Origin of the sequence: Streptomyces pratensis, assembly GCF_037137275.1 — a bacterium.
GTDB classification, from domain to species: Bacteria; Actinomycetota; Actinomycetes; order Streptomycetales; family Streptomycetaceae; genus Streptomyces; species Streptomyces pratensis_B.
This window is the reverse complement of sequence record NZ_JBBBEN010000045.1, coordinates 180,256-200,029: the sequence shown is the minus strand read 5'-3', so window position 1 is coordinate 200,029 and position 19,774 is coordinate 180,256. Positions and strand designations below refer to the sequence as shown.

At 72.3% G+C, this 19,774-nt stretch carries 17 protein-coding genes and 1 pseudogene; 8 read left to right on the top strand and 10 right to left on the bottom strand.

The window, feature by feature from the left end; all coding sequences use genetic code 11:
- The first annotated feature begins 100 nt into the window (after nt 1-100).
- A complete protein-coding gene (hemB, locus tag V9U70_RS01345) occupies nt 101-1,108 on the top strand; it encodes a porphobilinogen synthase (RefSeq protein ID WP_336672531.1) in 1,008 nt (335 codons plus the stop codon).
- A gap of 25 nt (nt 1,109-1,133) precedes the next feature.
- Here the strand turns inward: hemB and V9U70_RS01340 are convergent, their stop codons facing one another.
- Both V9U70_RS01340 and V9U70_RS01335 read right to left on the bottom strand, forming a co-directional pair.
- Entirely contained in the window at nt 1,134-1,610 is a 477-nt protein-coding gene (locus V9U70_RS01340; protein ID WP_336672530.1) for a hypothetical protein, read from the bottom strand.
- A 209-nt stretch (nt 1,611-1,819) separates the two neighbouring features.
- Nucleotides 1,820-2,674 carry a DUF4253 domain-containing protein gene (locus tag V9U70_RS01335; RefSeq protein WP_336672529.1) on the bottom strand — a complete coding sequence of 285 codons (855 nt, stop codon included), beginning with the start codon at nt 2,672-2,674 and terminating at the stop codon, nt 1,820-1,822.
- A gap of 313 nt (nt 2,675-2,987) precedes the next feature.
- Between V9U70_RS01335 and V9U70_RS01330 the strand changes: the two genes are divergently transcribed.
- Nucleotides 2,988-3,554 (top strand): dihydrofolate reductase family protein, encoded by a 567-nt coding sequence (locus V9U70_RS01330; RefSeq protein WP_336672559.1) that lies wholly within the window; start codon nt 2,988-2,990, stop codon nt 3,552-3,554.
- Nucleotides 3,555-3,601: 47 nt separating this feature from the next.
- Here the strand turns inward: V9U70_RS01330 and V9U70_RS01325 are convergent, their stop codons facing one another.
- The 3 genes and pseudogenes from V9U70_RS01325 to V9U70_RS01315 form a co-directional block, all read right to left on the bottom strand.
- Nucleotides 3,602-3,844 (bottom strand): DUF397 domain-containing protein, encoded by a 243-nt coding sequence (locus tag V9U70_RS01325; RefSeq protein WP_336672558.1) that lies wholly within the window; start codon nt 3,842-3,844, stop codon nt 3,602-3,604.
- Between the two features lie 3 nt (nt 3,845-3,847).
- Nucleotides 3,848-4,627, bottom strand: a pseudogene (locus tag V9U70_RS01320) (helix-turn-helix domain-containing protein); the annotation flags it as partial.
- 156 nt (nt 4,628-4,783) lie between these two features.
- On the bottom strand, nt 4,784-5,491 hold the full coding sequence (locus tag V9U70_RS01315) for a DUF4232 domain-containing protein (RefSeq protein ID WP_336672528.1): 708 nt from the start codon (nt 5,489-5,491) through the stop codon (nt 4,784-4,786).
- 218 nt (nt 5,492-5,709) lie between these two features.
- Here V9U70_RS01315 and V9U70_RS01310 point away from each other — a divergent pair, with 218 nt between their 5' ends.
- The 3 genes from V9U70_RS01310 (at nt 5,710) to V9U70_RS01300 (ending at nt 8,976) form a co-directional block, all read left to right on the top strand.
- The gene (locus V9U70_RS01310; RefSeq protein WP_336672527.1) at nt 5,710-7,092 is read left to right on the top strand and encodes a helix-turn-helix domain-containing protein; all 1,383 of its coding nucleotides are present in this window, start codon (nt 5,710-5,712) and stop codon (nt 7,090-7,092) included.
- A gap of 138 nt (nt 7,093-7,230) precedes the next feature.
- Entirely contained in the window at nt 7,231-8,457 is a 1,227-nt protein-coding gene (locus tag V9U70_RS01305; protein WP_336672526.1) for a phospholipase D-like domain-containing protein, read from the top strand.
- 81 nt (nt 8,458-8,538) lie between these two features.
- Nucleotides 8,539-8,976 (top strand): hypothetical protein, encoded by a 438-nt coding sequence (locus V9U70_RS01300; protein ID WP_336672525.1) that lies wholly within the window; start codon nt 8,539-8,541, stop codon nt 8,974-8,976.
- Between the two features lie 135 nt (nt 8,977-9,111).
- Here the strand turns inward: V9U70_RS01300 and argS are convergent, their stop codons facing one another.
- A complete protein-coding gene (gene argS / locus V9U70_RS01295) occupies nt 9,112-10,893 on the bottom strand; it encodes an arginine--tRNA ligase (protein WP_336672524.1) in 1,782 nt (593 codons plus the stop codon).
- Nucleotides 10,894-11,028: 135 nt separating this feature from the next.
- Between argS and lysS the strand changes: the two genes are divergently transcribed.
- Nucleotides 11,029-12,795, top strand: coding sequence for a lysine--tRNA ligase (lysS, locus tag V9U70_RS01290; RefSeq protein ID WP_336672523.1), 1,767 nt, complete (start codon nt 11,029-11,031; stop codon nt 12,793-12,795).
- A gap of 86 nt (nt 12,796-12,881) precedes the next feature.
- On the opposite strand, the gene V9U70_RS01285 is transcribed toward lysS, so the two are convergent.
- The 3 genes from V9U70_RS01285 to V9U70_RS01275 form a co-directional block, all read right to left on the bottom strand.
- Complete coding sequence (locus tag V9U70_RS01285) at nt 12,882-14,408, bottom strand: DUF2637 domain-containing protein (RefSeq protein ID WP_336672522.1); 1,527 nt, start codon at nt 14,406-14,408, stop codon at nt 12,882-12,884.
- A 227-nt stretch (nt 14,409-14,635) separates the two neighbouring features.
- A complete protein-coding gene (locus tag V9U70_RS01280) occupies nt 14,636-15,460 on the bottom strand; it encodes a DUF3558 domain-containing protein (protein WP_336672521.1) in 825 nt (274 codons plus the stop codon).
- A gap of 190 nt (nt 15,461-15,650) precedes the next feature.
- Nucleotides 15,651-16,496, bottom strand: coding sequence for a DUF3558 domain-containing protein (locus tag V9U70_RS01275; protein ID WP_336672520.1), 846 nt, complete (start codon nt 16,494-16,496; stop codon nt 15,651-15,653).
- Nucleotides 16,497-16,668: 172 nt separating this feature from the next.
- Between V9U70_RS01275 and V9U70_RS01270 the strand changes: the two genes are divergently transcribed.
- Nucleotides 16,669-17,862 carry an RtcB family protein gene (locus tag V9U70_RS01270; RefSeq protein WP_336672519.1) on the top strand — a complete coding sequence of 398 codons (1,194 nt, stop codon included), beginning with the start codon at nt 16,669-16,671 and terminating at the stop codon, nt 17,860-17,862.
- Nucleotides 17,863-18,219: 357 nt separating this feature from the next.
- Here V9U70_RS01270 and V9U70_RS01265 read toward each other — a convergent pair whose 3' ends face one another.
- A complete protein-coding gene (locus V9U70_RS01265; RefSeq protein ID WP_336672518.1) occupies nt 18,220-18,978 on the bottom strand; it encodes an SDR family oxidoreductase in 759 nt (252 codons plus the stop codon).
- A 159-nt stretch (nt 18,979-19,137) separates the two neighbouring features.
- Here V9U70_RS01265 and V9U70_RS01260 point away from each other — a divergent pair, with 159 nt between their 5' ends.
- Nucleotides 19,138-19,731, top strand: coding sequence for a hypothetical protein (locus V9U70_RS01260; protein ID WP_336672517.1), 594 nt, complete (start codon nt 19,138-19,140; stop codon nt 19,729-19,731).
- Nucleotides 19,732-19,774: the final 43 nt, after the last annotated feature.

The following is a 19,774-nucleotide window of genomic DNA, read 5'->3' as shown; positions in this document are numbered from 1 at the left end:
CACACGGACGAGGGGCCCGGTCGCTTCGGCGGCCGGGCCCCTGCCTTTACCGGTGCGGGTGTCGGTAAGACCGCGGCGCGCGCGGGTCTATCGTCGGAGGATGACTGCGTACGGAAACTTCCCCGGCTCCCGCCCCCGGCGGCTGCGGACGACCCCGGCGATGCGGCGGATGGTCGCCGAGACACGGCTCGACCCCGCGAACCTGATCCTCCCCGCCTTCGTACGGGAGGGCATCGACGCCCCGGTCGCCGTCTCGGCCATGCCCGGCGTGCACCAGCACACCCTGGACACCCTGAGGAAGGCGGCCGTCGAGGCGGTCGCGGCCGGGGTCTCGGGGATCATGCTCTTCGGGGTGCCGGAGGAGGCGAAGAAGGACGCCCGGGGCACGGCGGGCACCGACCCGGACGGCATCCTCCAGGCGGGTCTGCGCGCGGTGCGCGAGGAGGTCGGCGACGACCTCGTCGTCATGTCGGACCTGTGCCTGGACGAGTACACCGACCACGGGCACTGCGGCGTCCTCGACGGCGACGGGCGCGTGGACAACGACGCCACCCTGGAGCGGTACGCCGAGATGGCCCAGGTCCAGGCCGACGCCGGGGCCCATGTGGTGGGCCCCAGCGGCATGATGGACGGCCAGGTCGGGGTGGTCAGGGACGCGCTGGACCAGACGGGGCACGAGGACGTGTCGATCCTCGCCTACACCGCGAAGTACTCCTCCGCCTTCTACGGCCCCTTCCGCGAGGCCGTCGGCTCCTCGCTCACGGGCGACCGCAAGACCTACCAGCAGGACCCGGCCAACGCCCGCGAGTCGCTGCGGGAGCTGGCGCTGGACCTGGCGGAGGGCGCGGACATGGTCATGGTCAAGCCCGCCGGGCCGTATCTGGACATCCTCGCGAAGGTCGCGGACTCGGTGGACGTGCCCGTCGCGGCGTACCAGATCAGCGGGGAGTACGCGATGATCGAGGCCGCCGCCGAGAAGGGCTGGATCGACCGGGACAGGGCGATCCTGGAGAGTCTGACGGGCATCCGCCGGGCGGGGGCGCGGATGATCCTCACCTACTGGGCGACCGAGGCCGCGCAGTGGCTGGGGCGCGACGGGCGACGCTGAGCCGCCTCCCGGGGCCCCGGGCCGCTCAGCGGCCGCCGGCTCCGGTCAGGTGGAGCCGGGCGGCCTCCTCGATGGAGAAGCGGGCGCTGTCCCGTACGAGCGGGTCCTCGTCGGCCCGGGCGATGGCGTCCAGAGCCGCCGTGACGGCCGGGTCGGCGGTGTAGGGCGCGAGGGACATCGCGGCGTACTGGCGGACCAGGTCCTCGGCCGGGTCCCGCAGCGCGGTGAGCAGCGCGCGCCCGGCACGGTGGCGCAGGGCCGGGTCGGCCGGGGGCCACAGGCGCAGGACGGTGGCGCCCTCGACCCGGGCCAGGTCGTACTCCCGCGGGTCCGCGACGACCGAGACGAGGAACGGCAGCGCCTGGGCGTTGGCGTCCAGCTCGGTGATGATCTCGCGCTTGCGGTCGCTGTCCGGGGGCAGCGCGCGGTACTCGGCTATCAGGCGCTCGGCGGCTTCGGCCGCTGCCGCAGCCGCCGTGGTCGGGGGGTGTGTGTCGTTCATGGGGGTGGACACTTTCTGTCAGGGCCGGTCGACCAGTGCCATGAATGCTACGAAAGTGACCCACACGGTGGCAGGCGCGGTGAGCGCCGGCGCCCCCCGCCGTACGGCGTAGCGGGCCTGCCGCGGGGCCGGCGCCCGTATGAAGCACGGGTCTCGTCCGGCGTGCCGGCCCCGGCCCCGCCGCCGCTCCCCCCGAGGGGCGGTGGGGGTCAGTCCCACCAGAACGACCAGACCTCCTGGTCGAGCAGGTGCTTCTCCGCGTAGACGCCGAGGTCGTACGGCGGGGTCTGGTCGATGTTGTCCGGGCAGAACGCGTAGTGCTCGGCGGCCAGGGCGCGGGCCTCCTCCAGGGTGGTGGGCGGGCGGCCCACGGAGACGATCATCGTGTCGAGGCCGAGCACCACCACCCGCAGGTCGTAGCGGTCCTCCCAGGAACGGAGCACCGCACAGAGCCGGGCCACGTCGCCCTCGTGGTTCACCGGGCCCGACCAGCCGATCGCCGCCGGTATGTCCGCGCTGCGGCGGGCCGGGACGAGGGCCATCCGGGCCCCGGTGAGCCAGCTGTCCGGGTCGGCGGTGATGATGTCGGCGACCTCGGAGGCCACCGCGTCCGGGTCGTCCGGCGCCTCCCGCGCCGGGGCCGGGGCGAGGCCGGGCCAGGGGCCCCGTGCGCCGCCCGCTTCTTCCCGGCCTCCTTGGCCGCGGCCCCCTTCGCCGTCGTCCGCGTCGTCCTGGCCGGCCGCTCCGTCCGCGGTCCCCGTCCAGTACTCCGCGAGGACCTCTTCGGCATCGTGGTCGCCGGGATACGACGTCTCGTCCGGGCACAGGTCCCACTCCTCGGGCCAGTGGTCGCGCGGCCCGCCGCTGATCAGCACCGGCAGCAGCCCGAGCCGCCGCCCGGCCGAGCGCAGCGCCGACCAGTCCCGCGGGGCCGCCGGGGCGTTCGCGTACCAGAGCAACGGCTCGGGCCAGGAGCCGTCGAGCGTCGTGTCCACCAGGGAGCCGGGCGGGAGGTCCAGGCCGGAGGCGGACAGGGAGGGCAGAGGGTTCGGGAGAGTCGCCATGGTGGTGACCCTAAGCGGGGCCACTGACAACGGACGGTGGCGGACCCGGAGCGCCCACCGGTGCCGCAGGACCGCCGGAAAGCGTCCCGGGCAGGGTGACCCGACTCTCCCTCCGCCCCGGTCGGGACCGCCGGGACGGTCCGCCGCCGGGAGGCGAAGCCTCCGGCCGGGCGGGCCGCGGGCCCTGGGGGAGGCCTGGCATACGGGCGTCCGGGTGGCGCCGCCCGACGCGGAGACGTCGGCGTCCTGGGCGACCGGTTACGCGCACGTATGCTCGCGGCGCCTGATTCCGCTGACCTCGATGGGCGGCTCCATGAACAAGATCGTCTCGACCGTGTCGGTGTCCCTCGACGGGTTCTTCGAAGGCCCGGACCGGGACATCGACTGGCACACCGTCGACGAGGAGGTGCACCAGCACTTCAACGACTGCCTCCGGACGATGGGCGGCTTCGTCGAAGGGCGCGTCACCTACCAGCTGATGGAGGAGTTCTGGCCCACCGCCGATCAGGACCCCGCCGTCGAAGGGCCGATGGCCGAGTTCGCGGGCATCTGGCGGGACATGCCGAAGTTCGTCTTCTCACGGACGCTGGAGAGCGTGGGGCCGGGGGCGACCCTGCTGCACGAGGTCGACCCGGAGCAGGTGCGCGGTCTGCGGGACGCGGCGTCGGGGGACCTGGTGGTCGGCGGGGCGGACCTGCTGGAGTCGTTCCGGCGGTTCGACCTGATCGACGCGTACCGGATCTACGTCCATCCCGTCATCCTCGGCCGGGGCCGCCCGTTCTTCCGGGACACGGAGGAGCGGCAGGGGCTGCGGCTGCTGGAGACCCGGACCTTCGGCAACGGGGTCGTGCTGCTCCGTTACGAGACGGTCCGGGCGTGATCCGGGTGCGATGCCGTGGGGGCGAGGCGGGCTGTACGGCGCTGCGGTCAGGCGGTGGCGGCGTAGGCGGCGAACGCCGACCAGGCAGTGGGCGCGACGGTGAACGTCGGGCCCTCGATGTCCTTGGAGTCACGGACGTGGACGGCGGCGGGGTGGGCGGCGATCTCGACGCACTGCCCGCCTTCGTCGCCGCTGTAGCTCGACTTCCGCCAGTCGTAGGCGACTTCGAGGCATTGGCCGCCATCGCTGCCGCTGTAGCTCGACTTGAACCAGTTCAGTGCGGTGCTCATGTTTTCTCCCAGTAAACGGGCCAGCAGGCGCAGGGTCTCTTCTGGGGTGAGCGCCTGGGCTCGCAGCATCGCATATCTCTGGGCCAGGATGCTGACCTCATTCCGGTCGGTGATCAATTGGCTGCCACGTTGGGTCTCGGTGTAGGCGGCGTGCTGGTGGTCCGGGGTTTCCAAGAGGGTGAAGGAGCCATCGAGGCCCGCGTGGGCTGTGCTGCTCAGCGGGAGCACCTGGAGGCAGACGCCCGGCAGCCGGGCCATCTCGTACAGGTGGCGGAGCTGCTCCCGATGCTCCTCCTCCGATGTCAGCCTCATCATCAACACCGGTTCCCAGATCACGATGCTCGTGGTCGGCGGCTTGCTCCGGTACAACATCTGCTGACGCTGGAGTCGCGTCGCCGTCTGCGTCTCGATCTCTTCCGGGCTGTAGACCGGAATCCTGTTGCGGAACATCGCCTCCGCGTACGCCTTGGTCTGGAGCAGGCCCGGGATGACCTGGTTGTCGTACCAGGACAGCGTCAACGCGTCCTGTTCCATGTCGATGTAGTCCTCGGCCCACAGCGGGATCAGGTCGACTTCCGGCATGTTGTCGACCGCCGTCGACAGCGCGCCCTTGGTGCCCAGCAGGTCGTCCATTGTGTCCGCCAGGTCCGGGACGAGGGAGCGCCTGCCCTGCTCGATGGAGGCGATCGTGTCCTCCTGTACGCCTGCGGCTTGGGCGAGTTCGATTTGTGTCATGCCCGCTTCGAGCCGGAAGCGGGCCACGAGCTTGCCCACGAGCTTCATGGACGAGGCGTTCTTGCGCTGTCGCTTTCTGGGGTGCATACGCTTCCCCCTCCCACCCGGTGACCCACTTCACGCACGCGCGGCCCGTACAACAAATGTGTACGGGCCGCGCACAGTTACCGCATGTCAGGCGCTGGCCCGGACTGCCTCGTCCGCTCAGTACATCAGGGCGGTCTCGACGTCCGACTGCCAGTAGGTGACGAAGCCCAGGCCGTCCGTGTAGGTCTCCGCCGGGAGCTTCAGCGTGGACTCGTTCTTCGGCGCGTTGTTCCTGTCGACCATGGTGACGCCGAGGTTCTCGCTCTGGACCGGCTCGTTCTGACCGGGCTCTCCGAGGAGCGCGATGCCCGCGTACGCCTTCTCGCCGGGGGAGAGCACGACGACCGACTGCGGCCGGCTGTCGTCGTAGACCGGGTACACGGCCTGGGCGTCGTCGAAGCGGAGGAACGGCGCGTGGTACGCGGCGCAGTCGGCGGAACCGGTGTTCGTCACCGTGAGCAGCAGGTGGTTGATCGGGCGGCTCACCGGGGAGACGCCGACCGTGGAGTTCGTGGTCGTGCAGGCCGCGACCGACGCCGCGGCCTTCGCGTTCGGCGCGGTCTGCGGCTTCTTGCCGTCGGTGACGCCGTCGTCGCCCGCCTGCTTCCCCCCGGCGGGGACGGTCTGCGTGTCGGGCGTGCCGGCCTCCGGTGCGTCGGGCTGTGCCGTGCTGTCGTTGCTCGTTGCCGCGGGGGCCGCCGTCCCGGTCGTGGGGGCCGCCTTGGTCCCCATGGCCTTGTCCTCGCCGCCGCAGGCGGTGAGCGAGAGAGCGGCGGCGAGGGCGGTGGCTGCGAGGGCGGTGGTGCGGATGCGGTCGGTGCGCATGGCGGTGGTACTCCCCGTACTCGTTGGTGTGTGGGTCCGGTCGAACGGCCGGCCCGTGGTCCTGCTGTGGTCTGGTCCGAGCTTGTGGCACGGCGGATTCCGGCCGCAACGCCTGCTGAACCATTCGGGAAACCGGAACGTCTACGCGTACGGTGACCTGCGGGAATTCCGCGTCCCTGGAACGCCGTCACGGGACGCACGAGGGGGGAGACGCCGTCGTGGCGACGCCGGAGGCCGTGGAGTTCGCGGCTCTGCTGAAGGAACTGAAGGACCGTTCGGGGCGCAGCTACGGGTACCTCGCGGGCAGACTGCACGTCAGCACCTCGACCCTCCACCGGTACTGCAACGGGGACGCGGTGCCGGGCGAGTTCGCCCCTGCCGAGCGGCTCGCGCGGTTGTGCGGGGCGACGGGCGACGAACTGGTGGAAGTGCACCGCCGGTGGATCGTGGCCGACGCGGCCCGTCGGCGGCCGCCCACGGCGACGGACGCGCCGCGCGCCCCTGGACGGCCGGCGGCTCCCGTTGACGCCGATGCCGATGCCGATGCCGATGCGAGTGCCGGTGCCGGTGGGGGCGCCGGTGCCGACGCGAGTGCCGGCGCCGACGTGCGGGCCGTCGCAGCGGGGGCCCGGCCGGGCTCGCGGTGGTCCCGGCTTCCTTCGCGTACGCGGGCGCTGCTGGCCTCGGCCGGGGTCGTCGCGCTCCTCGTGCCGACCACGATCGTCGCCGCCGGCCTCACCGACGCGGGCGGTGACAGGGGCGCGGGCGGCCGGGTGGTCAGCGACGGCGGCGCGGGCGCTCCGGGGCGAACCGGGTCCGAGGGCGAGGCCCCCGTCGTGGCGCCGGGCGGCTCCCCCACCGGCACGCCCCGGTCCTCCGCGAGCCCCGCCGGCCCCTCCCCGAGCGCCCCGCCGCCCTCGGCCGCCTCTTCCGCCGCCTCGCGTACGGACCCGCCCCGGGGCGGGGGCGCCGTGGGCGGCGCTCCGCCGGCCGTCAGCATCTCCTCGTACAACTGGGACGAGCCCTGCGGGCAGCACTACCTCGTGGACCGGGCCCCCAACGAGGTGGACGCGCCGCCCCCGCCGCAGGACCGGCGGGGCTGGGCTGCCGCGTACGGCGGGATCGACGCGGGGAACATGCTGCTCCAGCTGACCGTGCAGGGGACCTCCCGCCAAGCGGTCGTCCTCAACGGCCTGCACGTGCGTGTGCTGTCCCGCGACGCTCCGCCGCCCTGGTCGGCCTACCTGATGGGGAACGGCTGCGGCAGCGGGATCACGCCCCAGTCCTTCGCCGCCGACCTCGATGCCGGGCACCCCTCCCTCGCCCCGGTCCCGGGCAGGCAGGGGGACAGCGTGGTCGCGGCCGCGGACTTCCCGTTCAAGGTCTCGTCCGAGGACGTGGAGGTCTTCAACCTCGATCTGAAGGCCGTGGACCACGACGTCACCTGGTATCTGGAGCTGGAGTGGAGCAGTGGCGGGAGCACGGGGACGCTGCGGATCGACGACCACGGGAAGCCGTTCCGTACGAGCGGCATGGAGGGGCGGCCGGAGTACGTGTACGGCAACCCCGAGGTCGGATGGGAGCCCGCCTGGCAGGACTGAGCCGGACCACGCGGTTCCCTCGCCGGGCGTGGAGGCCGACCCCATCCGCGTTCGCACAGGAGTACAGTCGCCGGGTCCGTCGCAGCTCCGCCGTCCTCGGCCGGACTGCCGCTCCGCCCCGTCCCCGCCAGGTGAAAGATGTCCGTTACCTCCGCAGCCTCCGAAGCCGCCGAAGCCTCTGATCCCACGGCCCTGGACGCCCGCACCTGCGAGGAGCGCTCCCTGCGGCTCAGACGCAGGCTGGAGCGGCTGATCGGCATCGCCGCGACCGAGGGGAACGCCCTCGTCCCGCTCCGCAACGGGGACGAGATCTTCGGCGCGATGCTGGAGGCCATCCGGGACGCGGAGCACACCGTGGACCTGATGACGTTCGTCTACTGGCGTGGTGACATCGCTCACCGGTTCGCCGAGGCGCTGGCCGAGCGCGCCCGTGCCGGTGTCCGGGTGCGGCTGATGCTCGACGGCTTCGGCTGCCGGCTCATAGAGAAGGACCAGCTGGCCCTGATGGCCGAGGCCGGGGTGACCGTGTCCTGGTTCCGCGAGCCGCTCTACCTCTCGCCGTTGAAGCAGAACCACCGCTGCCACCGCAAGGTCCTCGTCGTCGACGAGCGCACCGGTTTCACCGGCGGCGTCGGGATAGCCGAGGAGTGGTGCGGCGACGCCCGCGACGAGAGCGAGTGGCGCGACACCCACGTCAAGGTCACCGGCCCCGCGGTCGACGGCCTGGCCGCCGCCTTCGCCCAGAACTGGGCCGAGTGCCACGACGATCTGTTCGACGAGCGCGACCGGTTCGTCGTGGGCGACCACCAGGGCGACGCCGTCGTGCAGGTCGTCCGCGGCTCCGCCTCCTTCGGCTGGCAGGACATGCAGACCCTGCTCCGGGTCGTCCTGGAGTCCGCGGAGGAACGCGTCCGCCTCACCACCGCGTACTTCGCCCCCGACGCCTACTTCACCGGGCTGCTGTGCGACGCCGCCCGGCGCGGTGTGGAGGTCGAGATCCTGCTGCCGGGTCCGCACACCGACAAGCGGGTCTGCCGGCTGGCGGGCCAGCGCCACTACGAGGAGCTGACCGCCTGCGGCGTGAAGATCCACCAGTACCAGCCGACCATGCTGCACACCAAGGCCATCACCGTGGACCGGGTCGCGGCCCTCATCGGCTCCACCAACTTCAACCGGCGCTCGCTCGACCACGACGAGGAAGTCATGCTGGTCGTCCTCGACCAGGACTTCACGGCTGCCCTCGACGGCCACTTCGACGAGGACCTGGAGCGCAGCGAGCTGATCGACCGGGACCGGTGGAAGCGCCGGGGCCTCCTCCAGCGCGCCCGGGAGGCAGCGGTCCTGCCCATCCGCCGCTTCCTCTGAGGCCGGCCCGGGGGCGTGGCCCCGGTTTCGCCGGGCAGATGAGGGGGAGAGCCGTCGTCCGCCATGTGAAGGGAAGGGCCCATGAGCGCCACCGCCGCCGCCTCACCGGCACCGTCCGCCGCGATGATCACCGAGCCTCTGCCCGACCTCCAGCTCCAGCTGCTCATCCAGCTCCTCGACGAGGACCCACGCTCCAGCCTGCCCCTCACCCTCACGCACCCCGGCGGCCTGCTCCACGGGGACGCCATCGGGCACGAGCAGTGGAAGGCCGAGTGGGCCAGGAGCCTGCGCCAGGTCGAGGGCGAGGGGGCCGACCTGATCGCCGAGTTCCCCGAGACGGTCGACCAGGGCGTGCGGGAACTGCACGCTCACGAGGACGCGCGGACGGCCCGGCTGCCCCGCTGGATTCACCTGCGGGACGTGACACTCGTCGTCGGGTCCATGGCCGCTGTCTCCCTGCCGTTGTGGCGCGGACGCCTCTCCGACGTGTCGGGGTGGGCACTGGGCCGCCCGCAGTGACCTGACGGCGGCGACGCGGACGGGCCCCGGCGCCCTTGGGGCAGGGGTCCTCGCGACTCCCGCAGACCGAGGGTGTTGCGAGGGCCGTGAGAACCCGAGGGCTGCCGGGGCCCGTCCGCGTCCGTCCGCGCGGGGTCAGAGCCGCTCGGGCGTCCGGATGCCGAGCAGGGCCATCCCCCGGTGCAGGGTGCGGGCGGTCAGCTCGACCAGGAAGAGCCGGTTCTCGACGACCTCCGGGGCGTTGTCCGCGCTGAGCACCTGGCACTGGTCGTAGAACGTGGTCAGGTGGGACGCCAGCTGGTACAGATACGCGGCCAGCTTGTGCGGCTCGTAGCCCGCCGCGACCTCGAAGAGCACCTCTCCGAACTGGTCCAGGTGCAGGGCGAGCGCCCGCTCCGCCGGGGCCAGCTCCAGCTCCGGGTGGGCCGCGGGCACGGTGTCCCCGGCCTTGCGCAGGATCGACTGGATGCGGGCGTAGGCGTACTGGAGGTAGACCGACGTGTCGCCGTGCAGCGCCACCATCTGGTCCAGGTCGAACTTGTAGTCCCGCACGGCGGAGGTCGACAGGTCCGCGTACTTCACGGCGCCGATGCCGACGTACCGGCCGTTCTCGACGATCTCGTCCTCCGTCAGGCCCACCTTCTCGGCCTTCTCCCGGACGACGGCCGTGGCCCGCGTGACCGCCTCGTCGAGGAGGTCCTCCAGCCGGACGGTGGCGCCCTCACGGGTCTTGAACGGCTTGCCGTCCTTGCCGAGGACGGTGCCGAATGCGAGCTGGACGGCCTGCACGCCGTCGTTCAGCCAGCCCGCCCGGCGGGCCGTCTCGAAGACCATCCGGAAGTGCAGCGACTGCCGGGCGTCCACCACGTACAGCAGGGTGTCGGCCTTGAGGTCCCGCACCCGGTTCCGGATCGCGGAGAGGTCGGTGGCCGCGTAGCCGTAGCCGCCGTTCGTCTTCTTCACGATGAGCGGGACCTTGTTGCCGTCCGGGCCCAGCACGTCGTCGAAGAACACGCACAGCGCGCCCTCGGAGCGGACGGCGACGCCCGTCTCCTCCAGGATGCGGCAGGTCTCCTCCAGCATGTCGTTGTAGCCGGACTCACCGACGATGTCCGGGTCGCGGATCTCCATGTCGAGCTTGTCGAACACCGACTGGAAGTAGATCTTCGACTCGTCGACGAGGCCCTGCCACAGCTCCAGCGTCCGGGGGTCCCCGGCCTGGAGGGCCACCACCCGGTCCCGGGAGCGGGCCTTGAACTCCTCGTCCGCGTCGAACAGAGCCCGCGACTCCTTGTAGACCCGGTTCAGCGTCGACATCGCCGCCTCGCCGTCCGCCGCGTCGCCCTCGTGCTCCAGTGCGCCCGGGTGCTCGATCAGATACTGGATGAGCATGCCGAACTGGGTGCCCCAGTCGCCGATGTGGTGCCGCCGGACCACGTCCTCGCCGGTGAACTCCAGGATCTTGACCATCGCGTCGCCGATGACCGCCGACCGCAGGTGGCCGACGTGCATCTCCTTGGCCACGTTGGGCTGGGCGTAGTCGATGACGGTGGTCCCGGCCTCGGCCCGCACCGGCACGCCGAGCCGGCCGTCGGCGTCCGCCGACCGGGCGGCCAGCGTCTCGACGATCGCCCGGTCCGTGAGCGTGACGTTGAGGAAGCCGGGGCCGGAGACCTCGATGTCCTTGATCAGCCCGCCCGCCGGGAGGGCGGCGGTGACCTGGGCGGCCAGCTCGCGCGGGTTGCCCTTGAGCTTCTTGGCGAGCGCCAGGATGCCGTTGGCCTGGAAGTCGGCCCGGTCGCTTCGGCGCAGCAGCGGGTCCGCGGCGCCGGCGTCCGGCAGAGCTGCCGTCAGGGCGTCCGCCAGCTGCTGCTGGAGCGTGGAAGCGAGGGAGGGGACCGAGCCGTGCTCAGGCATGGGACGGGCTGCCGTTTCCGTAGGGGGGCAAGGGATCTTCCCAGTATCCCACGGGGTGCAAAGCCGTTTTCGCGCTGTGGGGGGTACCTGGGAGAATGGTTCCCGCCCCACTGGGACCTCATACGAGAGAAGGACGTGCCGACCGTGGCCGATAGTCAGACCAGCACCGAGACCGACTGGGTCTCCCGCTTCGCGGACGACGTCATCGCCGAGTCGGAGCGTCGTGCGCCTGGCAAACCGGTCGTCGTCGCCTCCGGTCTGTCCCCGTCGGGCCCGATCCACCTCGGCAACCTCCGCGAGGTCATGACCCCGCACCTGGTCGCCGACGAGATCCGCCGCCGCGGGCACACCGTGCGCCACCTGATCTCCTGGGACGACTACGACCGCTACCGGAAGGTCCCCAACGGGGTCCCGGGCGTGGACGCGTCCTGGGCCGACCACATCGGCAAGCCGCTGACCTCGGTGCCCGCCCCGGCCGGCTCCCCTCACCCGAACTGGGCCGAGCACTTCAAGGCCGCCATGACCCAGGCCCTGGAGGAGCTGGGCGTCGAGTACGACGGGATCAGCCAGACGGAGCAGTACACCGCCGGGGCCTACCGCGAGCAGATCCTGCACGCGATGAGGCACCGCGCCGACATCGACGCCGTCCTGGACCGCTACCGGACGAAGAAGGACCCGGCGGGCGGAGCCCCGGCCAAGGGCAGGAAGCCGCAGCAGCAGAAGAAGGCCGACGAGGCGGAGCTGGAGGCGGCGGAGGGCTCCGGCGCCGCCGACGAGGACGACGGCAGCGGCAACAGCGCCGGCTACTTCCCGTACAAGCCGTACTGCGGCAACTGCGAGAAGGACCTCACCGTCGTCACCTCCTACGACGACGACTCGACCGAGCTGAACTACACCTGCTCGGCCTGCGGCTTCGCCGAGACGGTCCGGCTCAGCGAGTTCAACCGCGGCAAGCTCGTCTGGAAGGTCGACTGGCCGATGCGCTGGGCGTACGAGGGCGTGATCTTCGAGCCCAGCGGCGTCGACCACTCCTCACCCGGCTCCTCCTTCGTCGTCGGCGGCCAGATCGTCCGCGAGATCTTCGACGGCGTCCAGCCCATCGGACCCATGTACGCCTTCGTCGGCATCTCCGGCATGGCCAAGATGTCCTCCAGCAAGGGCGGGGTGCCCACCCCGGCCGACGCGCTGAAGATCATGGAAGCGCCGCTGCTGCGCTGGCTCTACGCCCGCCGCAAGCCCAACCAGTCGTTCAAGATCGCCTTCGACCAGGAGATCCAGCGGCTCTACGACGAGTGGGACTCGCTGGGCCGCAAGGTCGCCGACGGCACGGTGCTGCCCGCCGACGCCGCCGCGCACTCCCGCGCCGTCCGCACGGCCGCGGGCGAGCTGCCCGCGACCCCGCGCCCGCTGCCGTACCGGACGCTCGCCTCGGTCGTCGACATCACCGCCGGCGCCGAGGACCAGACGCTGCGCATCCTCAGCGAACTGGACCCGGACAACCCGCTGACCTCGCTGGACGACGCCCGCCCGCGCCTCGACCGCGCCGAGAACTGGATCACCACCCAGATCCCGGCCGAGGCCCGCACCATCGTCCGCGACGAGCCCGACAAGGAGCTGCTGGGCTCGCTCGACGAGCAGGGCCGCGCCTCTCTGAGCCTCCTGCTGGAGGGCCTGGACACGCACTGGTCGCTGGACGGGCTCACCACGCTCGTCTACGGGGTGCCGAAGGTGCTGGCCGGGCTGGAGCCGGACGCCAAGCCGACGCCCGAGCTGAAGGCCGCCCAGCGGTCCTTCTTCGCGCTGCTCTACCGGCTGCTCGTCAGCCGCGACACCGGCCCGCGCCTGCCGACCCTGCTGCTCGCCGTGGGCGAGGACCGGGTGCGCAGGCTGCTCGGCTCGTGACACCGTAGGTGAAGCGAGGGCCGCCGCCCGCGACGTCCGGGCGGCGGCCCTTCGTCGTGCGCGCCGGGTTCCGGGCCGGCCGCGGGTCAGGCGCTCCGGTCGGCCATCGCCGACTCCTGGGCGTAGGCCTGCTCGAACTTCGGCATCAGGCTCAGGAGCAGCTCCGTGGAGCGGGGGTGGCGGGCATCGCGCGTCTCGACGAGACGGGCGTCCAGTTCCATCACGCTCGGATGGCGGCTCCGCCCCTCCGTGTAGGCGCTGAACTCCTCGAAAGCCGCCTGCGCGTAGTCCTGGTCCTCCTGGGACCACTCCTCCTGTTGCGGTGCGTCCTCGGGGAAGATCTCCGCGGGCTCCTTTGCCGCCGTCGCCCCGGTGGCCGGGGGCGGGCCCGCCTGCTCGGCACGGGGGCGCCCGGGGCCCGTGGGGATCGGGACCGGGGTGGGTTCGAAGCCCTCGACGTACTGCGGGTCGTACGCGCTCTCGTGGGCGTTGTCCGGCAGGTGCTGGGCGGCGAACCACGGGCTGTCGTGGGTGGGCGCGTAGGGCTGCTCGGCCGGTCCGGGCCGTTGGGGCTGTGCCTGGGGCTGGGGCTGGGGGAGCGGCTGGGCCTGGGCATGTGCCGCTGTTCGGGGCTGCTGCTGTTCCGGGGCCGGGGCCGGGGCCGCAGACTGGGGGAGCGGCTGTGCCTGCGGCAGGGGCTGGGGCTGTGCCTGGGACTGGGGGCGGGGCCGCTGGTCGTGCGGGGCGGCGGTGTGGGGGCCCTGCTCGGGGTGGGTCTGCTCGGGGCCGGCGTCCTGCTCGGGTCCGGGGCCGTGCGGGCGGCCGGAGTCGCTCTCGTGCGGCCGTTCCCGCTCGTGCTCCCGCTGCGGCGCGTAGTCCAGCTCCGGCTTCGGGCGGGCCGCCTCGACCGGAGGCAGCAGGACCGGCTCGATGCCCGCGGCGGCGAGCCCGGCCGGGGCGGTCTCGGCGAGCGGCACCCCGTACTTCGCCAGCCGCAGCGGCATCATGGACTCGACCGGGGCCTTGCGCCGCCAGTTGCGGCCGAAACGGGCCTGGAGCCGGGCCTGGTAGACCAGCCGGTCCTGTTCGAGCTTGATGACCTGCTCGTAACTGCGCAGCTCCCACAGCTTCATCCGCCGCCACAGCTTGAACGTCGGTACGGGAGAGAGCAGCCAGCGCGTGAGCCGGACGCCCTCCATGTGCTTGTCGGCCGTGATGTCCGCGATCCGGCCCACCGCGTGGCGGGCGGCCTCGACGGACACGACGAACAGGACGGGGATGACCGCGTGCATCGCGGTGCCGAGCGGGTCGGGCCAGGAGGCCGCGCCGTTGAAGGCGATCGTCGCGGCGGTCAGCAGCCACGCGGTCTGGCGCAGCAGCGGGAACGGGATGCGCATCCACGTGAGCAGCAGGTCCAGGGCGAGCAGGACGCAGATGCCCGCGTCGATGCCGATGGGGAAGACGAGGGAGAAGGAGCCGAAGCCCTTGTCCTCCGCGAGCTCGCGCACGGCGGCGTAGGACCCCGCGAAACCGATCGCGGCGATGAGCACCGCACCGGCGACGACGACACCGATGAGTATGCGGTGCGTGCGTGTCAGCTGCATCGCGGCCACCGCGATCCCCTCCCCGACTTCTGTTCCCGGGGTCTGTCTCCCCGACGCTGTTTCCGGCCGGGCTCGGAGGCCCGGCGATGGCACAGCCTGGCACATGTGTGCGAGTGCCGGTGTCGGGGGAGGGGTGAGGCCCGGCCTCCGGAGAGGGCCGGGCCTCGCAACGTGCTTGCGGCGCTTGTGCGTTGGGGAGCAGGCGGCTCGTCAGATCATGGCGCGCGCAGGGCCCTTCACGGTGTGCTCGTGGCCTTGGAGCTGTCCGCGGGGTCGCTCTTGGGGTCGGCCGTGTCCTTCGCGTCGTCCGTCGCGTCGCCCTTCTCCGTGGGGACGGCCGTCGACGCGGCCATGGCGTCGACCGCGGCGACGGCTTCCTTGGCGGCCTTCTCCGCGCCCTTGACGATGTCCTTCACGGCGGGCGTCTTCGCGCCCGCGTATCCCGCGCCGTTGTACGTCAGGCTGACGACGACGTTGCCCGTGCGTGCCACGACGGTGGCGTACGCGAAGTCCTCGTCCGTCTTGGTGAGGCCGTAGGTGACGACGGTCGCCTCTTCGCCGATGCCCGCGGTGGGCTCGGCGGTGACCTTCTCGGCGCCCTCGGCGGCCTTCGCCTTGGCGATCTGCTTCGCGTAGTCGCCGGCGGCACGCTCGGCACCGCTGCCCAGCGACTGGTCCGAGTCGAAGCGGGTGAAGCCGACGTCCAGCCAGCGGTACTGCGAGCCCTTGACCCCCTTGTCGTCCAGGCCGTTCCACGAGCAGCCGGCGCGCACCGACAGGTCGTTGGACCGGCCCGCGGTGCCGCCCTTCTTCTTGGCCTCCGGCACCAGGTCCTCGATGGTCTTCTTCCCGACCGAGGCGCACGGGTCGGGCAGGTCGGAGAACTTCGCCGGTTCGACCGTGGGCTCCGAGGGCGTGGCGCTGGGGGAGCCGGACGCGGAGGAGCCCGCGTTCTTCTCGCTGTCGGAGCCGGAGCCCGACGAGCAGCCGACGGCTACGAGCATCACCGGAACGGCGGCGGAGGCGAGGACGCGGGACAGGCGCGGTGCTGATCGGTGCATGGTTCCTTCACTCGGATGGCACGGAGCTCTCGGTGGCGGAGGCCTCGGGCGTGCGGTGTGCGGGCGGGCTCGGTGGCGGGGCGGGACGTCTTCCGGACAGCCACGGTACGACGGGCGGCGCCCCTCCCGCGCCGCCGTCCCGGCCCCCCGGCCGCCCGGTCACGGACGCCGGAAGCCGGTGGGAGCGGGCCTACGCGCTGAGCGTCTCGGCCAGCTTGCGGGCCAGTGCCTGGGCCTTCTCCTGCAGTTCCCCGCTGTCGGGCACCTTGGTGACGAGGGCCGGCTGCTCGGCGTACCGGACGGTCACGATCACGTTGGATGTGCGGAATACCACGCTCACCGTGCGGTGCTGTGCGGTGGAACCCGCCCGGGTGAGGAGATCGTCCAGGAACGCGGCGTCCCCGAGGCCTTCCAGGACCCGCGGCCGCAGAGCGTCGTCCGGCTCTGTGCCGCCCGCCCCGGAGGACGACGCGGAGGGGGACGCCGGAGCGGAGGCGTCCGAGGCGGCCTCCTGGCCCCCCTCGGTCCGAGCGGCCGGCCGGCCCGTGCCGTTCTCGGCCCCGCCCTCCTCCGTGCCGCCCTGCTCCCCGTCCGGTCCCGGCGTGGCCGCCGAGAGGCCGGCGGCCTTCTCCTTCTTCGCGTACACCGTGTCCGCGCGGTCGGCGTCGCTCACCGCGGGGTCGTACGACACGACGCGTTCCAGGTCGATCGAGAGGACCCGGGTGGAGTCCGGCGCGTCGGACTTCCAGCTGCACCCGACCTTGCGGTCGGTGTCGTAGGTGACGGACGCGGCTCCCCGGAACACCTTCTCCTGCTGCTCCGCGGGCAGCTGGGCGGCGCCGGGCAGCAGGTCCTTCAGCGTGCCCAGCGGCACGGCACGACAGGGGGCGGGCAGCGTCCGGTACTTCCCGGGGGGCGCGGAGGCAGCGGCCGGGCCGCCCGGCTTGCTGTCGGCGCCGTTCGCGTCGCCGTCGGAGCCGGCGCTACAGCCGGCGACGAGCGCTGCGAGAAGTGCGACGCCGGGTACGTACGCCATGTGTCGCACCGTCCCAGGCTCCCTTCGGTACGGAAAACGGGTTGCCGCTCGGAGGCGGCCGATGGACACAATGTGTATCGCACGCGCCGCTGTGCACGCCGGTCGGCCGAGGTCTTTGCCGCCCTTGGCGCCAGTTTTGCGCTTTCGCTTTTTTCGGGGGAATAGAGGGGTTATGTCGTATGTAGAGGTGCCCGGGGCGCAGGTTCCCATCCGGCTGTGGGCCGATCCCGCGTCGGTCGAGGACGGGGCGATGCAGCAGCTGCGGAACGTGGCCACGCTGCCGTGGATCAAGGGCCTCGCGGTCATGCCGGACGTCCACTACGGCAAGGGGGCCACGGTCGGATCGGTGATCGCGATGCACGGGGCGGTGTGCCCCGCGGCGGTGGGTGTGGACATCGGCTGTGGGATGTCGGCCGTCAAGACCTCCCTGACCGCGAACGACCTCCCCGGCGACCTGTCGCGGCTGCGCTCCAGGATCGAGCAGGCCATTCCGGTGGGCCGGGGCATGCACGGTGACGCCGTTGACCCGCGCAGGCTGCACGGGTTCCCGACGGCGGGTTGGGACGACTTCTGGGGGCGCTTCGACGGCATCGCCGATGCGGTCAGATTCCGCCAGGAACGTGCCATGAAGCAGATGGGAACGCTCGGATCGGGGAATCACTTCATTGAGTTCTGTCTCGATGAGACCGGCTCGGTCTGGCTGATGCTCCACTCCGGTTCGCGCAACATCGGCAAGGAGCTGGCCGAGTTCCACATCGGCCAGGCGCAGAAGCTGCCGCACAACCAGGGCCTGATCGACCGCGACCTGGCGGTGTTCGTGGCGGACACCCCGCAGATGGCCGCGTACCGCAACGACCTCTTCTGGGCGCAGGAGTACGCCGGGTTCAACCGGGCGATCATGATGGGGCTCTACCAGGACGTGGTCCGCAAGGAGTTCAAGAAGGCGCGGGTGTCCTTCGACCCGGTCATCTCCTGCCACCACAACTACGTGGCGGAGGAGCGGTACGAGGGCATGGACCTCCTGGTCACCCGCAAGGGCGCGATCCGGGCCGGCTCCGGCGACCACGGGATCATCCCGGGCTCCATGGGGACCGGGTCGTACATCGTCCAGGGCCTCGGGAACGAGAAGTCGTTCAACTCGGCCTCGCACGGCGCGGGGCGGCGGATGAGCCGGAACGCCGCCAAGAAGCGCTTCTCGACCAAGGACCTGGAGGAGCAGACGCGAGGGGTGGAGTGCCGCAAGGACGCCGGCGTCGTCGACGAGATCCCCGGTGCGTACAAGCCGATCGAGCAGGTCATCGACCAGCAGCGGGACCTCGTCCAGGTCGTCGCGAAGCTGAAGCAGGTCGTGTGCGTGAAGGGGTGAGCCCCGCGCGGCGACACGGGTGAGCTCCGGCCCCACGCGATGACGCGGGTGAGTCCCGCCCACGCCGCGTGCGGCCCGGGGCTCGTCCGTGTCGGGCCGGGCCCCTGCGCCGCCTCCGCCAGGTCCGCCTTTCCTCAGGGAGGCGACCAGGACCGTGCGCGGGTCCGGCTCGATGCCGTCCCGCGCACGGGGCGGCGAGCAGGAGGCGCCCGGCGGCGGTGGGGGCGTCCTCGACGGCCAGGCGGTCCAGCGGGGCCGCCCTGAGCCCGGCGGCGGCCAGGTACGGGTCGGGGTGCGGCTTCCCGCGCGCCGCCGCCCGGCCCCGACCCAGTCACGGCCGACCGGCCCCCGGGCCGGTCACGGGGTGCGGTGGACCTTGGAGTTGGAGGCCTGGGCGCGGGGGCGGACCACCAGGAGGTCGATGTTGACGTGGCTGGGCCGGGTGACGGCCCAGCCGATCGTGTCGGCCACGTCCTCTGCGGTGAGGGGGGCGTCGACGCCCGCGTAGACCTTGGCCGCCTTCTCGGCGTCGCCCCGGAAGCGGGTGGTGGCGAACTCCTCGGTCCTGACCATGCCGGGGGCCACCTCGATGACGCGGACCGGGGTGCCGACGATCTCCAGGCGCAGCGTCTCGGCCAGGACGTGTTCGCCGTGCTTGGCCGCCACGTAGCCGCCGCCGCCCTCGTACGTGGAGAGGCCGGCGGTCGAGGAGAGGATCACGACCGTGCCGTCGCCGCTCGCGGTGAGGGCCGGCAGCAGGGCCTGGGTGACGTTGAGGGTGCCGATCACGTTCGTCTCGTACATCTGCCGCCAGTCGGCGGGGTCGCCGGTCGCGACCGGATCGGCTCCCAACGCCCCGCCCGCGTTGTTGACGAGGACGGCGAGGGAGCGGAAGGCGGTGGCGAACTCGTCCACCGCCGCCCGGTCGGTGACGTCGAGGGGATAGGCCGTCGCCTGGTGACCGGCTTCGGTGATCTCGGCGGCGAGCGCCTCGATGCGGTCCTTGCGGCGGGCGGTGAGCACGACCCGGAAACCGGCGGCGGCCAGGGTCCGGGCGGTCGCGGCGCCGATGCCGCTGCTCGCGCCGGTGATGACGGCGATGGGGGTGGCGGCCATGGCGATCTCCTCGGAACAGCTGATCGGTTACGGGGAAAGGATAGGCAGGCCGGGACGCTCTCCCCCGGCGCGGGCGGCCGTGGGCTGTGCGGGTGGGGGAGGGCGCGTCATATCGGTACGTTCATCCGATCAATCGCCGCTCTCGGTACGTTCCGGGGCATGCTGACGCGTAGTAGAGGATTCCTCCTGCCCCTGTCCGCTGCCGTCGTGGCGGCGGTGATGGCCGTGCCGACGGCGGGCGCGGCCGACGCCCCGGCCCCGGACCCGGCCGGAACGACCGCCGCAGAGGTCCCGGCCGGGCGGACCGAACCGGCGCCGCGGACCGAACCGGCCGCGCAGGCCGAACCCGCACCGCAAGCCGTGCCGCTACCGGAGGCGGACGTCTCTCACCACGGGCACGTCGCGCTCAGGGACGACCGCCTCGCGGTCCGGTTCCGGACCGCGAACCGGGGGCCCGCCGACATCGCGGCCTCCACGGTGCGGCTGCGCTTCTCCGAGCCGCCTGCCGCACGGCAGCGGCTTCCCGAGGGGTGCCTGTGGGGCGGCGCGTCCGTGGTGCTGTGTGCCACGGGGGAACTGCGCTCCGGCGGGCGGGCCCGGTGGACCGCGCTGGACCTGCGGCTCGCGGGCCGTCCGGCAGAGGTGGTCGTGCGGGTCGACACCGTGTGGAACGGCGGGGTGCGCGACACGGACCCCCGGAACGACGCGCACACGGTGCTGGCACCCTCGACGGGGGACGCGTACGCCTTCTGAGCCGTAGCCGTAGCCGTAGCCGTAGCCGTAGCCGTCGCCGTAG

Excerpts from the sequence above, each read along its gene's own strand:
- hemB (WP_336672531.1), top strand. The coding sequence starts at position 101 with ATGACTGCGTACGGAAACTTCCCCGGCTCCCGCCCCCGGCGGCTGCGG.
- V9U70_RS01340 (WP_336672530.1), bottom strand. The coding sequence starts at position 1,610 with ATGAACGACACACACCCCCCGACCACGGCGGCTGCGGCAGCGGCCGAA.
- V9U70_RS01335 (WP_336672529.1), bottom strand. The coding sequence starts at position 2,674 with ATGGCGACTCTCCCGAACCCTCTGCCCTCCCTGTCCGCCTCCGGCCTG.
- V9U70_RS01330 (WP_336672559.1), top strand. The coding sequence starts at position 2,988 with ATGAACAAGATCGTCTCGACCGTGTCGGTGTCCCTCGACGGGTTCTTC.
- V9U70_RS01325 (WP_336672558.1), bottom strand. The coding sequence starts at position 3,844 with ATGAGCACCGCACTGAACTGGTTCAAGTCGAGCTACAGCGGCAGCGAT.
- V9U70_RS01315 (WP_336672528.1), bottom strand. The coding sequence starts at position 5,491 with ATGCGCACCGACCGCATCCGCACCACCGCCCTCGCAGCCACCGCCCTC.
- V9U70_RS01305 (WP_336672526.1), top strand. The coding sequence starts at position 7,231 with ATGTCCGTTACCTCCGCAGCCTCCGAAGCCGCCGAAGCCTCTGATCCC.
- V9U70_RS01300 (WP_336672525.1), top strand. The coding sequence starts at position 8,539 with ATGAGCGCCACCGCCGCCGCCTCACCGGCACCGTCCGCCGCGATGATC.
- argS (WP_336672524.1), bottom strand. The coding sequence starts at position 10,893 with ATGCCTGAGCACGGCTCGGTCCCCTCCCTCGCTTCCACGCTCCAGCAG.
- V9U70_RS01280 (WP_336672521.1), bottom strand. The coding sequence starts at position 15,460 with ATGCACCGATCAGCACCGCGCCTGTCCCGCGTCCTCGCCTCCGCCGCC.
- V9U70_RS01275 (WP_336672520.1), bottom strand. The coding sequence starts at position 16,496 with ATGGCGTACGTACCCGGCGTCGCACTTCTCGCAGCGCTCGTCGCCGGC.
- V9U70_RS01270 (WP_336672519.1), top strand. The coding sequence starts at position 16,669 with ATGTCGTATGTAGAGGTGCCCGGGGCGCAGGTTCCCATCCGGCTGTGG.
- V9U70_RS01265 (WP_336672518.1), bottom strand. The coding sequence starts at position 18,978 with ATGGCCGCCACCCCCATCGCCGTCATCACCGGCGCGAGCAGCGGCATC.
- V9U70_RS01260 (WP_336672517.1), top strand. The coding sequence starts at position 19,138 with ATGCTGACGCGTAGTAGAGGATTCCTCCTGCCCCTGTCCGCTGCCGTC.